Consider the following 14,829-nt stretch of genomic DNA (forward strand, 5'->3'; position numbering starts at 1 on the left):
GTATTATCTTCTGTAATTCACAACCTCACCTGTTTTCTCCTGGCTAATCAGCATTCCAGAAGTATCAAAAGTGTATCTGAATACATAGCTTGTGCCGCCAATTGTGAAGGAACTTGTTGCGGGAGAGAAGAATGTGGAGGTAATGCTTTCTACATCCCAAAGTAGATTTCCCGTATCACTCACAGAAAGCTTTCCACCAAGAGACCCGTTGACAGAGTAGTATTCTTGGGGTTTCCCTGCATTAGGCTCACATACCAACAACATTGCGGTGTAGTTGTCCCGTACCATAGGCGTCAGTTCATCACTGGAAATTTCCCAGATGTTATTATCAAACAGATAATTCAATACTCCGGCAATTTCATATCTACCGCCTGCACTCTGATCTTCATTAGCAAGTCTCGGAACAGCGTACGCAGACAAATAGATATTTCCGTTATATTCAATCATATCGGTAATGTAATAGTAAGAATCTTCATCGCCATAGGAGAAGGACTCTGTAATATTACCTTCGCGGTCAACCTTAACGATTTTTGCGTGCTCATTCGTCATATAGCTACCGAGCTGAACCATGTAACCATCTTCAAACCGCGCTGCATTCCAAATCCCGTAGTTACCTACTTCGGTTTTATGGAAGTAGGTTTCTTTTCCATCCACCGTATACTGGCTAAGACAGAAATATTTCAGATCACCACGGCTGATTACGGCATAGCTGCCATCAGCATTTTCCAAAACGGAAGCGATGTATTCATCGTCAAATCCGTTATTGAGCATGTGTTTCCAAACGAGATTACCATCTAAGTCGATTTTAGCCATCCATGCATGGGAAATTTGAGTACTGGACCAAGTGTCGGTTCTACCGTAGGCAATTACACCATCCGATACGATGCTATAATCTTCAATCCAAAAATCGGAAATAGAAACACTCCAAAGCAAGTTATCTCCATCGTATTTCTCGAGATAGCTCTTATCGTGCACCTCTAAGCCAAGAGATTCATCTTCTTTGTATTCCGAATGGTATTTATAGTGTACGCCTGTTTGTGTGGCACCAATAAAACCACCGGTATAATTTTTATAATTCCAAAGATTTTCAATATCCTCTGGTGTTGGATTGTCTTGAACAATCTCGTAACCACCGATATTATCGGAAGAAATACTGTTTCGAATCACTTCGGCGGTCTTAGAATAAGTGAACGACTTCGTTGTAATATCACGATACACTTCCTTAATCTCACCACGAGTAAGTCCTTCCGTAGACATACCATAGTCATTAAAGAATTGAACAGCAGCTTTATATTCCTTTGCTTCAGCAACAACCGCAAAGGAACCGAAGCAAACGGACAGGACTAAGACCATGCAGGCAGCGATTGTACCCCATCTAAACCAAATTGGCTTATTTCGAGATTTCTTTGCAACGGGAGCTGCTTCGGCAATGTGTCGATCATCAATTTCTCCAAAAATGTCTAAAAGACGTTTGTTTTTCATAACGTTATACCTTCTTTCTCCAATACAGATTTAAGTTTACCTCTTGTACGGAAAAGGGTAACTGTCACTTTGCTTTCAGAAAGGCCATATTCATCTGCAATTTCTTTTACGGGACTCATATAAAAATAACGACGAACAAATATTTTTCTTGTTTCTGCTGGGAGTTCATCAAGGAAACGGTCGAGTACATCTCTGATGACCATATTCTCAACAGTATTTACTGCATCTTGTTCAGCAGGGATGCACTCTGATAGTTCGTCGAGAATTAGTGAGGTTTGTCCCGCACCACGCTTTTCAGCAGAGAGCTTTTCCCATTTATTCAAAGATAAATTGCGAGTGATTTTTCCAAGAAACGTCTGCAATTTGCTCGGGCGTTTAGGTGGAATGGAGTTCCATGCTCGGAGATATGTATCGTTGACACATTCCTCCGAATCTTCATCGTTATGCAGAATGCTGTAGGCAATGTAGTGGCAGTATCTTCCGTATTTCTTGGAAGTTTCAGATATGGCTTGTTCGGAACGTTCCATGTAAAGCTCTATGATTTTGCTATCATCCATATCATCACACTCCTTTCGTTTGTATCAAGGCCTTTCACCCTAATACACCGGGGTTACACGCTGTTCACTACACTTTTATTGGAATTTTTTGAAAAATATTTTTGAGATAGCAGACCAGGTACTATCAACAAAAAGTCCGCTATTGTTTTTCTGCCGCAGCAGCGTGACGAGGAAATTTTCTGTGTTGGCAAACACGGAATTTTTGCTCGGCACCCCACGGCACAGGTTGAGATTTTTGCAAAGCCTCTGCAAAAATGAATGTCGTGTGCTGTGGCATTTTCGAGAAAAGGTCCGACATGGTAAAACGCAGTTTTTTCAATGTGGGTACCATTTGTGAGAAAATGATGGGGGTATCCAAAGGGGTGAAATCCCTTGGCTCTGGGTTTCCAATAGGGGTGAGCAGCATCCCTATTGGCACACGATTTTGCTTGCAAAGTCTAGTGTGTTATACCTTTGGCGACCGCTGACGCTGGAAAGGGGCTGTCCCACGCCAGACAGACACTTTTCGGCGGAAGCAGAACAGGCGGATTTTGTGGGCTGAAAGGAACACAAAACGAAGGATTTAGCATGAGCAAAATCCGCCTGTTCGTGTGTAGTTGGCATAGGAAATCTTGAAGCTGTGCGGAAAGATTTTCTGTGACAACGGGGGCGCAAGAGGTATATAAAACCCGCCGCAGCGTCTGTTCCCCTCGTTAGTGAAACCACCACGGCAGTTCCAACCATACGTTATCCAACGCCAGCCTCTCCGTGGATTTCGCTCTGCTCTCTGACAGGAAGAAATGCTCCGCTGTCTCCGTCAAAGGATGCTCTATATTGTCCTCAAATCCGAAACGGTACAACAGATATTCACGCTCTCGATTGCTGATTGCATCAAGGGCGGCGTGAAGTTCTTCGTGCGTTTCCTTTGCAATATAAATCTGTGCGGGATTGGTCATATTGGAATCGGGGACAAAGGCATGACGATCCCGATTTTCAAATTTCGTCACCTCATCCAGACTGACGATCTCGCCCATGTGCTTTGCTTCAAAGGATGTACTCTGACTTCGGATGTAGTCGATCATGGAATTGCGAATTGCCGGAGCTGCGTAAGTCAGAAATTTGTTGCCGCCATCGGGATTGAATTTCTCCACGCATCCCATCAGTCCCAGACAGCCTTCCTGCACAAGATCGTCAAAGGTAACACCGAGTGCCCGATTGACTTCTATCTGTGCGCTCCATATTTCATGCGCCGTCATTTTGATAAAACGCAGATTGTTTTCCACAAGACTGTTCAGCGCATCCATGTTCCCGTTCTGCGCCAGCGCACACAGTTTTTCGTTATCAACTGCCGTCATGTTCATCTTCTGTTGGCTTGACCGTGAGCAGTCCGATCAATGCCTGATTGAATTGTTTTAATGCTTCGGGGTCAACACCCTCCATGCCGCTGACGCTGCCCGTGATCGCTTCGGCAACCATTTCGGGCGTGATATTCGGCTTTGTCACATCCTGCCCCTTTGTCAGCTCTGCGTACATATGCTGTGCCGCTTCTTTGCTCATGGCTTGTGCGTCTGAGACATTGGAGCCGATCTCCTTCTTGATTTCTTTCAACACATTCATAAAGGTGTTCTGAATAGCAGTAAGATCAGCTTGATACATCGGCATCCTTGAAACGCTGACAGTCTTTGCGGCTTCTGTAATGGCTTCTCTATCTTCGGGATGCTGCTTTGCTTCTCCCATCAACAGCGCACTCAATGTGGCATACATCTGATTCTGTGCGGCATATCCGGCAGCAAGGGTATCATCAAAATAATGTGCGATCATATTGGTCATTGCGGCGAAGTTTTTGTTTTCCAGTAAGCGATTGACAACCTCAGCATTGACCTTTCCTGTGTAGAGATTTTTTGCCGCCTGTACCGACAAGCCGAGTTCGGCTATATCGTAATTCATGCGGTCGGGAATATCGGTAACGCCGAGCAGGAAGTCGGTGGATACCTCAAATTCCTTTGCGATCTTTTTGATATTCTCGTCACCGAGTTTGCCTGTTGCATTGCTGATAAATCTGCTGAGTGTGCTGACATCCATTCCAATTTTTGCGGCAAGCTCACTCTGCGTGATCTTACGTTCTTTCATCAAATCCTGCAAACGCTCTCTGATGTTGCCGGATAAGTATTTGCGCTCCATGCTCTGCGCCCCCTTTCCTATTGGCATCAATCTTTTGTTTTTGACTTGATATATTTTCCGCTCTTGACTCTTGCATCGGCGGGCTTCTCTGCATTTTCGGGGATAATCCATCGTCCACCCGCCCTCTGTGCGCCGGGGATGCGGTTTTCATTGCAGAGGATACCGACACGGCGGTGGGAAATGCCCCATTTTTCTGCAACCTCAAAGGTAGAAAGATATTTCATCGGTATTACCCTCCATTCCTGTACTACTTTATATTATATACCACAAGTGGAATAAAATCAATATCATAACTGTGAACAATCGCCGTCCTGCGTTTTGCATTTTTGCAAAATTGCAGGGCGGCTTTTTTGTTTTCCTGCATTTGTGCGTGATTTTTCGGTCTATAGACATTTTCTCCGTATATTCAAGCAGACGAACAAAATCGTCGAGAAAAATTTATGGAGGAATGCGATGAACATTTATGAAAGCATCAAGGCGGCAATCAGCGTAAAGCAATCCGCCGAACACTACGGGCTGAAAGTGAGCCGCAACGGCATGGCTTGCTGCCCGTTCCACAATGACAGGCATCCGAGCTTGAAGCTGAACGAGGAATACTTCTTCTGCTTCGGCTGCGGAGCCAAGGGGGATGTGATCGACTTCGTGGCAAGGCTCTTTGATCTGAGCAGCTACGAAGCGGCGCAAAGACTGGCTGCGGACTTCGGTATCAGCACCGAGCCGGGACAGCCTGTGGCAGTTCCCCACAAGTTAAAGCATCCCTATATCCGTCAGTTCCGGGAGGACGAAATGCTGTGCTTCCGAGTGCTGACGGATTATTTGCATCTGCTGGAAGATTGGAAAGTGTGGTATGCACCGAAAACGCCGGATGATGCTCTGGATGATCGCTTTGTGGAAGCCTGCCAGATGATTGATTATATCGAATATCTGGCAGATATTTTGACCGTAGGTGATCTGGAAGAACGTGTTGCCGTGGTGGACGAGCTGATGAAAAATGGCAAGATCACGTTCCTACAGGACTACACCACAAGAAAGAAAAAGGAGGATATGCGCCATGAGCGAAGAAATGATGCAGACCTCGCCCTTTGAGTGTCCGGCGTGGTTTGACGGAAAGAAAATCAATGAAACTGTATTCTGTGAAGAATTTCTCCGTGATTATCCGATGGTCACGGTGAACGATGCTTTTTTCACGGTCAATGGCAGAGTACACGATGAAAACCGCTTGAAAAAGGTCATCTATGACCGCATCAAGTATTATGTGACCAGCGGCGTTGCAAAGAAAGTCACCAATCTGCTGGATGTCATGCGTATGGAGTGCTGCACCGCAAAGCTATCTCTGTACCAAGACCGTATCCATGTGGCGAACGGCACGTACTATCTGAACGGCACATTCAGTCCCGAAAAGGATTTCTGCCGCAACCGTCTGCCCGTTGCCTATAATCCCGATGCTCCGCAGCCTGTGACATGGCTGCATTTTTTATCCCAACTTTTAGAGCCGGAGGACATTCTGACCTTGCAGGAGTTTATGGGATATTGCTTTATCCCCTCCACCAAGGGACAGAAGATGCTCCTGCTGATCGGTAAGGGCGGCGAGGGGAAAAGCCGCATCGGTATCGTCCTTCGTGCGCTGCTTGGCAGCAACATGAACACAGGCAGTATCGCAAAGGTGGAGACAAGTCCCTTTGCTCGTGCAGATTTGGAACATGAACTTGTGATGCTGGACGATGATATGAAACTGGAAGCTCTCCCCCAGACCAACAACATCAAGGCGATTATCACAGCGGAGCTGCCGATGGATTTGGAGAAAAAGGGACAGCAGAGCTATCAAGGTGATTTGTATGTACGCTTCATCGGCTTGGGTAACGGTGTCCTGCAATCTCTCTATGACCGCAGCGTTGGTTTTTTCCGCAGACAGATCATCCTCTCCACCAAGGAGAAAGACCCGAACAGAAAGGACGATCCCTATATCGCTGAAAAGATGTGCGCCGAAGCGGAGGGCATCTTCCTGTGGGCGTTGGAGGGCTTGCACCGTTTGATCGACAACGATTACAAGTTTACGGTCAGCCAGTCGGCACAGGACAACATGGACGCTGCCGTATCGGACGGAAACAACATCATCGAGTTTTTAAGCTCCGAGGGGTATATCCGCTTCAAGGCAGATTATGAGGTCAGCTCCAAAGACCTGTACGCCGTTTACAAGCTGTGGTGTGATGATAACGCTTTGAGCAGCCTTTCCCAAAAGAGTTTCTGCTCGTTTCTCAAACAGAATGAGAGTCGGTACAACATCGAGTACACCAATAAGGTCAATATCGGCGGCGGGAGGTATGCCAGAGGATTTGTCGGCATCGAGCTTCTGCAAAGACCATTTCTGTAAAAATGATATTGACCCGAAAATACGTGTACCATCCGTACCAAGTGTACCACGGTACAGCAAGTACACTTGGTACACGTACTTTTCAGTCCGTTTCACTATTATTTTTCAATGCTGTTGGCGGATGCCCTGTTTTTGGGCATTGAAAATCAATGGTAATGAAAACAGGAAAGATTTTGACCGCAGAACAAAACCATTTCACGAAATCGTGCTTCTCTGAACAATGTATCCCGCTTACGGAACAATAGGTATTTTCTCTGTTCCAGAGCAAATCACACGGAACAGTAAAGTGGGATATGGTCATATATGGGCAGGACATCACAAGCAAAATTCTGAACGGATTTCAGAGATTGCAGATTTTCACTAATCGGTGAAGTGGGTATGCCGTAGGGCGTACCGTTTTCGCCGCATTACAAACAAAATTTATGGAGGATTTTATCAATATGAATGTACGCAACGAAATAAAGGCACAGATCATCCGTACCGGAATGACTATGCAGGAAGTTGTTGACCTGCTCTCGGACGAGTACGGATGGAGCGACAGCGTTTCCAATCTGTCCGCAAAACTACAGAGAGAAAGTATCCGATACAAGGAAGTCGTGGAGCTTGCCGATGTGCTGGGCTACGACATCGTATGGCAGAAAAGGAGGGGCAAATAATGGCAAATGCACAGTACGCTATTTTAAGATTTGCGAAATACAAGGGACCGGAGATCAGCGGCATTGAAGCTCATAACGAGCGCACCAAGGAGAAATACGCAAGCAATCCAGACATTGACCCGTCCCGTACACACTTGAATTTCCATCTTATCAAGCCCGAAAGGAAGTACAGAGCTGAATCCGAGTGTCAGATTGCAGAAGCCGGATGCCGCACACGCTCGGACAGCGTTCGTGTGGTGGAAGCTCTCATAACCGCTACGCCGGAGTTTTTCAAGGGAAAGAAACGAGCTGAAATCCGTGAGTTCTTCAATGAAGCGTTGGAGTTCATCAAGCAGAATCAAGCTCCCGAAACGATCATATCCGCTGTGGTGCATCTGGACGAGAAATCGCCCCATATGCACCTTTGCTTTGTACCTCTGACGGAGGATAAAAGGTTGTGTGCCAAGGAGATTTTAGGGAACAAAAAGAAGCTGACACAGTGGCAGGACAAGTATTGGGAACACATGGTAAAGAAATATCCCGATCTGGAACGTGGCGAAAGTGCCAGCGAGACCGGGCGTGACCACATCCCCACAAGGGTATTCAAACAGATGGCACGTCTGAACAAGCAGCATGACAAGCTGGCAGAACTGCTCTCCGATATGAAGTTCACGAACTACAAGGAGCGTTCGGCACAGATTGCGGCGTTTCTTGAAAAGTATATCCCCGATGTTGCCGCTATGGAAACGCAGATGAAGAAATACAAAAAGTTCTTCAAAACAGCGGACGGCAAACAGAAAGCGTTGGAAAAGAAAAATGACGAGCTGACCGCCGCTCTGGAAAAGAGCGAGAAAGAAAGCACCGTCAAGAAGTTGCAGGAAATGCGGCTGCATAGCGATTATGAGCGCATCAAGGGCATTCTTGACCGCATCCCGCCGGAGATCATTCGAGCATATACACATCGTGACAGCAAAACGCAGGAGGTACGCCATTATAGATAACAGAAAAAAGGATGAATGGAGCGGCTTTGCCGATTTACTTGCCAACTTAATAGAGAAATATGCGGCGGTTCTGGATATTGAAAATCTTCCGGAGCCGCCGATTTGTTTGGACAGCGAGAAAAAGAAATTGTAAACAATTCCAAACTTTTTGAGGAATCTATTGAAAAAACGGACATTGCATGATATAATATACGTGTGATAAGTGTCCAAACCTACTCTGAGAGTGATTTCGGAGTAGGGGTTACATAACGGTGCTGCATACGGCGGCACGAATGAGGATAACGATATGAAAAAAGACAAGATAAAAGTATATATTTACACGAGAGTATCCACCACGATACAGGTGGATGGATACTCTCTGGATGCTCAGAAAGCCAGAATGAAAGCATTTGCCGAGTACAATGACTATAAGATTGTCGGTGAGTATGAGGATGCCGGTAAATCCGGTAAGTCCATCGAGGGCAGATTAGAGTTTAACCGCATGATGGAGGACATCAAATCCGGCAAGGACGGTGTTTCCTATGTGCTGGTGTTCAAGCTCTCCCGTTTCGGCAGAAATGCGGCAGATGTGCTGTCCACCTTGCAGGTTATGCAGGATTTCGGTGTCAATCTGATCTGTGTTGAGGATGGTATTGATTCCTCCAAGGATGCAGGAAAACTGATGATCTCCGTTCTGTCAGCGGTTGCCGAGATCGAGCGTGAGAATATCCGTGTTCAGACGATGGAGGGCAGAATCCAGAAAGCCCGTGAGGGCAAATGGAACGGCGGCTTTGCTCCTTATGGATATACGCTTGAAAAAGGCAAGCTGTATGTGAATGAGGAAGAAGCAGAAGCAATCCGCATCATCTTTGACAAGTACGTGCATACCGACATGGGCGCAAACGGTCTTGCCCGATACCTCGCCAATCATGGCATTGGAAAAATCCAAAGACAGAACGGCAAGAATCCTCTGTTTGATGCGGCGCTTATCCGCAGGATACTGAAAAATCCTGTTTACTGCGGCAAGATCGCCTATGGCAGACGCAGGACGGAAAAGGTGCATGGCACAAGAAACGATTACCGTCTTATTGAACAGGACAACTATCTGTTGGTCGATGGTCTGCACGAAGCACTTGTTTCCGAAGAACTCTGGCATGATGCACAGGTGAAATTGGTTGCCCAGGCAAAGAAATACGAGAAGGTCAACCATGGTAAGGATAACAAGGTGCATCTGCTGACAGGCTTGCTCAAATGCCCGATCTGCGGAGCCGGTATGTACGGCAATAAGAGTGTCAAGCACAAGGCAGACGGCACGAAGTACAAGGATTTCTACTACTACGGCTGCAAACACCGCACCATGACCCGTGGTCACAAGTGCGACTATAAGAAGCAAATCCACGAAGAACTCTTGGAAACCGCTGTCGCAGAGGTGATTACCAAGTTGGTCAGCAATCCGAAGTTTGCCGCTTTGATGCAGCAGAAAATCAGCATGAAAGTGGATACTTCCGCTATCGAACAGGAGATTGCAAACTACGAAAAACAGCTTCGCCAGAGCTATTCCATCAAGTCCCGATTGATAGAGGAAATTGATACACTTGACCCCGATGATAAACATTACATCAAACGCAAGGCAGACCTTGATGATCGTCTTTACAAGATGTATGATAAAATCGAGGATACGGAGTCTCTGCTGATTGAAGCCAGAGCAAAGAAAATGGCAATCGAAGCTGAAAAGCTGACTGCCGATAATATCTACAAAGTTTTGATTTACTTTGATAAGCTGTACGCCGTGATGGATGAACAGGAACGCCGACAGCTTATGGAGTCGCTGATCTCCGAAATCCATATCTTTGAGGAACGGAAGCCGAACGGACAATGGCTGAAATCCATCAAATTCAAGCTCCCGATCATAGAGGAAGATATGGAAATAAGTTTGGATAACGATACACAAGTTGAGACGGTGGCCTTGCTGGAGCCGGGACAGACATGCTGACGGCGGAGCCGGACGGGCGCAGAAGCCGGACGCAGCGGAGCGGCAGAGATACATGGCGAAGGCCCTGCTCCCCATCGTTGACGGGGGGCGGGGTTTTTCTTGCGCTGAGAGACGCATCTTTGACGGGTATCTGTATCAGCGGCGCACGCTGCAGTGTGATAAGCAGACGGGGACTCTCGCGGGAGGCTTTATGCGACAGAGAGCGTTAAGAAGGCGTAAAGAAATTATTCACAACAGAGATAGAATGTTCTTGACAAATGCTTAGCCGCGTGGTAAAGTGAGGACAACCGAAGAACGTTGGGCAAACCGATCGAAAGATCGGGACGCAAAGCCAGGTGTCCAAACGGAGTTATCCGCATGATCGACCGGCTGCAATCGACACGATGTGTGTTGCTTTGCAGCTGGTTTTTTTGCACCCATCACGACGTTTTTTGGCCGTCTGACTCTATCCCCCCCCTTTTAATAGAGACGTACACACCCCTCTCCGGAGGGACGCCTGCGTATGCTGGCGACCCTCCGGCGTGTACGCAGACCCTCCGGCGAGGCGGAGGTCCTGCGTATGCGCCGGAGCAGTCCCGGAGGGGATGGCACGGACATGGTCTGACAAAAAACAGGGTACACCTGAGCGGTGTACCCTGTTTTTCACGCGTTTTACCGATGGGACACCGGCTTTGAGCAGAAAAAAAGCGCCCCGGGGCGCGATACAGGCTTGACAGTCCATCCAAATTTTGATATAATAAGGCGCTTATATTGGGAAGATGGGCGCAAACACCCCCACTTTCATCTGACCATAGTATACCATCTCTGGCGGCGGAATACAAGGGCAGCGATGTAAAAATCGCCAACAAGCCCGTGCGTGTCGCCGCGGAGCCGCCCCTCAGAGGCCCTGAACGGCTTTGGCGAGGCCGGACGGGGTCGGAAATGAAGAAACAATAGAAAGGCGTGATCGTTGAATGGCCAAGGACAAATACTACGGCAAGACCCTGCGCAAGAATTTTGCCCGACACGAAGAAGTCATGGCGATGCCCAACCTGCTGGAGATCCAGAAGAAGTCCTACAAGTGGTTCCTGGAGACCGGCCTGCGTGAGGTGTTCGCCGACGTGGCTTCCATCACGGACTATGCCGGCAATCTGGAGCTGAGCTTCATTGATTACAGCATGGATGAGAAGCCCAAGTACGATGTGGAGGAGTGCAAAGCGCGGGACGCCACGTATGCCGCTCCCGTGAAGGTGCGGGTGCGCCTGCACAACAAGGAGACCGGCGAGATCAAGGAGCAGGAGATCTTCATGGGTGATTTCCCGCTGATGACCCATGGCGGCACCTTCGTCATCAACGGCGCTGAGCGCGTGGTGGTCAGCCAGATCGTCCGCTCCCCCGGCGTGTACTACGGCAAGGAGATCGATCTCAAGACCGACCTGCCCCTGCTGACCAGCACCGTCATCCCCTACCGCGGCGCGTGGCTGGAGTACGAGACCGACACCAGCGAGGTGTTCTGGGTCCGTATCGACAAGAACCGCAAGCTGCCCATCACCTGCCTGATCCGCGCGCTGGGTCTCAAGACCGACGGCGAGATCCTGGAGCGCTTCGGCGATGACCGCCGCATCGTGGCCACGCTGGAGAAGGACACCTGCAAGACCTATGAGGAAGCGCTGCTGGAGATCTACCGCAAGCTGCGCCCCGGCGAGCCCCCCACGGTGGATTCCGCCGAGACCCTGCTGCAGGGCCTGTTCTTCGATCCCCGCCGGTATGACCTGTCCATGGTGGGCCGGTACAAGTTCAATAAGAAGCTGACCATCTGGTCCCGCGCCAAGGGCCAGAAGCTGGCCATGCCGGTGGCAGATCCCACCACCGGTGAGATCGTCTTTGAGGACGGCCACGTGCTGACCGCCGCCGACTGCGCCGAGCTGGACGCCATCGGCGTGTACGAGATCACCGTGGCGCTGGAGTCCGGCGAGACACTGAAGATCTTTACCAATAAGATGTGCGATATGTCCCGCTACGTGGACTTCGATCCCCGTGAGAAGTGCGGCATCAAGGAGCGCGTCCGCTTCGACGTGCTGCAGGATCTGCTGAGCCAGTACAGCGGCGACGAGCTCATCACCCAGTGCCGTCTGCACGCCGACGATCTGGTGCCCAAGCACATCATCGTGGAGGATATCTTCGCGTCCATCAACTATATGAACGCACTGGCCCACGGTCTTGTGACCAAGGACGATATCGACCATCTGGGCAATCGCCGCCTGCGCTGCGTGGGCGAGCTGCTGCAGAACCAGTTCCGCATCGGCTTTTCCCGCATGGAGCGCGTCATCCGCGAGCGTATGACCATTCAGGATCTGGACGTGGTGACGCCCCAGAGCCTTATCAACATCCGGCCTGTCACCGCGGCCATCAAGGAGTTCTTCGGCTCCAGTCCCCTGAGCCAGTTCATGGACCAGACCAACCCTCTGGCCGAGCTGACCCACAAGCGCCGTCTGTCCGCTCTGGGCCCCGGCGGTCTGAGCCGCGAGCGCGCCAACATGGAGGTCCGAGACGTACACTACAGCCACTACGGCCGTATGTGCCCCATCGAGACGCCTGAAGGCCCCAACATCGGCCTGATCTCCTATCTGGCCACCTATGCGCGCATCAATGAGTACGGTTTTATCGAGGCGCCGTTCCGCGCCGTGGATCACGAGACGTGCAAGGTCTCCAACGACATCACCTATATGACCGCCGACGTGGAGGATCAGTACGTGGTGGGTCAGGCGGCGGAGCCGGTGGACGAGAATGGGTGCCTCACCCGCGAGCGTATCACCTGCCGCCACCGCGACGAGATCGTGGAGGTCCCCCGCAACAGCGTGGACTTCATCGATGTGTCTCCCCGCATGATGGTGTCCATCGCCACGGCCATGATCCCCTTCCTGCCCAACGACGATGCCAACCGTGCCCTGATGGGCGCCAACATGCAGCGTCAGGCCGTGCCCCTGCTGAAGCCGGAGGCTCCCATCGTGGGTACCGGTATGGAGCACAAGATCTGCCTGGACTCCGAGGTAGCCGTGCTGGCCGAGGGAGACGGTGTGGTGACCAAGGTGGACGCCACCAACGTCTCCGTCCGCTACGACAGCGGTGAGACCAAGGACTACAAGCTCATCAAGTTCCTGCGCTCCAACCACGGCACCTGCGTCAACCAGAAGCCTATTGTCTCCGTGGGCGAGCGGGTCCACGGCGGCGATGATCCCACCGTGCTGGCCGATGGCCCCGCCACCGAGCAGGGCGAGATCGCTCTGGGCCGCAACATCCTGGTGGGCTTTATGACGTGGGAAGGCTACAACTACGAGGACGCCGTGCTGCTGAACGAGCGGCTGGTGAAGGAGGACGTGTATACGTCCATCCATATCGAGGAGTACGAGATCGACGCCCGCGATACCAAGCTGGGACCCGAGGAGATCACCCGCGACATCTCCAACGTGGGCGAGGACGCTCTGAAGGATCTGGACGAGCGCGGCATCATCCGCGTGGGCGCCGAGGTCCACGCCGGCGACATTCTGGTGGGCAAGGTCACGCCCAAGGGCGAGACCGACCTCACCGCCGAGGAGCGCCTGCTGCGCGCCATCTTCGGCGAGAAGGCCCGCGAGGTCCGCGACACCTCACTGAAGGTGCCCCACGGAGAGAGCGGCATCGTCATTGATACCAAGGTATTCACCCGCGAGAACGGCGACGAGCTGGGGCCGGGCGTGAATGAGGTGGTCCGCGTCTATATCGCCCAGCGCCGTAAGATCCAGCCCGGCGACAAGATGGCCGGCCGTCACGGCAACAAGGGCGTTGTGTCCCGTGTGCTGCCCCAGGAGGATATGCCCTTCCTGCCCGACGGCACCCCGCTGGACATCGTGCTGAACCCCCTGGGCGTGCCCAGCCGTATGAACATCGGTCAGGTTCTGGAGGTCCATCTGGGCTACGCCGCCAAGACCCTTGGCTGGAAGGTGGCCACCCCCATCTTCGACGGCGCCACCGACAAGGATATTTCCGAGGCGCTGCAGCTGGCCGGCCTCGATCCCGAGGGCAAGAGCTGGCTGTATGACGGCCGCACCGGCGAGCGCTTCGACAATAAGGTCACGGTGGGCTATGTGTACTTCCTGAAGCTCCACCATCTGGTGGATGATAAGATCCATGCCCGTTCCACCGGCCCCTACTCTCTGGTGACTCAGCAGCCTCTGGGCGGCAAGGCCCAGTTCGGCGGCCAGCGCTTCGGCGAGATGGAAGTGTGGGCGCTGGAGGCCTACGGCGCGGCGTACACCCTGCAGGAGATCCTGACCGTCAAGTCCGATGACGTGACGGGCCGTGTCCGCACCTATGAGTCCATCGTCAAGGGCCACAACGTGCCTACCCCGGGCGTACCGGAATCCTTCAAGGTGCTGGTCAAGGAGCTGCAGTCCCTGTGCCTGGATATTCAGGTGCTGGATGCCGACGGCAACCAGATCGAGCTGAAGGAGGACGAGGACGCGCTGGATACCTTCAATCTGGCCCGTATGGACGCCGAGGATGAGCGGCAGAAGCGGTTCGCCGACGAGGACGAGCTGGCCGATGCCGGTTTTGACTACGTCGCCGACGAGGAAGTGGACGCTTCCTTCGATGACGACGGGGACGATGAGTTTTAAGGAAAAGGAGGAGCTGC

At 51.1% G+C, this 14,829-nt stretch carries 12 protein-coding genes and 1 riboswitch; of the genes, 6 read left to right on the forward strand and 6 right to left on the reverse strand.

Features of this window, described 5'->3' with window-relative positions:
• Window positions 1–3 precede the first annotated feature (3 nt).
• The 6 genes from ACZM22_RS02310 to ACZM22_RS02335 form a co-directional block, all read right to left on the reverse strand.
• Window positions 4–1,482, reverse strand: a complete 1,479-nt coding sequence (locus ACZM22_RS02310; RefSeq protein ID WP_118622927.1) for a hypothetical protein — start codon at window positions 1,480–1,482, stop codon at window positions 4–6.
• Entirely contained in the window at window positions 1,479–2,039 is a 561-nt protein-coding gene (locus ACZM22_RS02315; protein ID WP_117470678.1) for an RNA polymerase sigma factor, read from the reverse strand. Before ACZM22_RS02315 ends, ACZM22_RS02310 begins: the two co-directional genes overlap by 4 nt.
• 139 nt (window positions 2,040–2,178) lie before the next feature.
• On the reverse strand, window positions 2,179–2,397 hold the full coding sequence (locus ACZM22_RS02320; RefSeq protein WP_148455998.1) for a hypothetical protein: 219 nt from the start codon (window positions 2,395–2,397) through the stop codon (window positions 2,179–2,181).
• Window positions 2,398–2,731: 334 nt separating this feature from the next.
• Window positions 2,732–3,373, reverse strand: a complete 642-nt coding sequence (locus tag ACZM22_RS02325; protein WP_177610473.1) for a sigma-70 family RNA polymerase sigma factor — start codon at window positions 3,371–3,373, stop codon at window positions 2,732–2,734.
• Window positions 3,360–4,199, reverse strand: a complete 840-nt coding sequence (locus tag ACZM22_RS02330) for a helix-turn-helix domain-containing protein (RefSeq protein WP_117470675.1) — start codon at window positions 4,197–4,199, stop codon at window positions 3,360–3,362. The genes ACZM22_RS02325 and ACZM22_RS02330 overlap by 14 nt, the downstream gene beginning before the upstream one ends.
• Before the next feature lie 26 nt (window positions 4,200–4,225).
• A complete protein-coding gene (locus ACZM22_RS02335) occupies window positions 4,226–4,423 on the reverse strand; it encodes a helix-turn-helix domain-containing protein (RefSeq protein WP_117470674.1) in 198 nt (65 codons plus the stop codon).
• A 229-nt stretch (window positions 4,424–4,652) separates the two neighbouring features.
• On the opposite strand from ACZM22_RS02335, the gene ACZM22_RS02340 reads away from it, so the two are divergent.
• From ACZM22_RS02340 to rpoB, 6 genes are all read left to right on the forward strand, one after another.
• Window positions 4,653–5,285: a CHC2 zinc finger domain-containing protein gene (locus tag ACZM22_RS02340; RefSeq protein WP_117470673.1), complete on the forward strand. Its 633-nt coding sequence runs from the start codon at window positions 4,653–4,655 to the stop codon at window positions 5,283–5,285.
• Window positions 5,266–6,570: a DNA primase family protein gene (locus tag ACZM22_RS02345; protein ID WP_117470731.1), complete on the forward strand. Its 1,305-nt coding sequence runs from the start codon at window positions 5,266–5,268 to the stop codon at window positions 6,568–6,570. The genes ACZM22_RS02340 and ACZM22_RS02345 overlap by 20 nt, the downstream gene beginning before the upstream one ends.
• A gap of 434 nt (window positions 6,571–7,004) precedes the next feature.
• The gene (locus tag ACZM22_RS02350; protein ID WP_487893144.1) at window positions 7,005–7,226 is read left to right on the forward strand and encodes an LLM class flavin-dependent oxidoreductase; all 222 of its coding nucleotides are present in this window, start codon (window positions 7,005–7,007) and stop codon (window positions 7,224–7,226) included.
• Window positions 7,226–8,206 carry a MobV family relaxase gene (gene mobV, locus ACZM22_RS02355; protein ID WP_117470671.1) on the forward strand — a complete coding sequence of 327 codons (981 nt, stop codon included), beginning with the start codon at window positions 7,226–7,228 and terminating at the stop codon, window positions 8,204–8,206. The genes ACZM22_RS02350 and mobV overlap by 1 nt, the downstream gene beginning before the upstream one ends.
• Window positions 8,207–8,492: 286 nt before the next feature.
• The gene (locus ACZM22_RS02360; protein ID WP_489542965.1) at window positions 8,493–10,178 is read left to right on the forward strand and encodes a recombinase family protein; all 1,686 of its coding nucleotides are present in this window, start codon (window positions 8,493–8,495) and stop codon (window positions 10,176–10,178) included.
• Window positions 10,179–10,468: 290 nt separating this feature from the next.
• Window positions 10,469–10,555, forward strand: a riboswitch (cyclic di-GMP riboswitch).
• 576 nt (window positions 10,556–11,131) lie between these two features.
• Window positions 11,132–14,812: a DNA-directed RNA polymerase subunit beta gene (rpoB, locus tag ACZM22_RS02365; protein WP_489542966.1), complete on the forward strand. Its 3,681-nt coding sequence runs from the start codon at window positions 11,132–11,134 to the stop codon at window positions 14,810–14,812.
• Window positions 14,813–14,829 lie beyond the last annotated feature (17 nt).

This window comes from Vescimonas sp. (assembly GCF_057856985.1).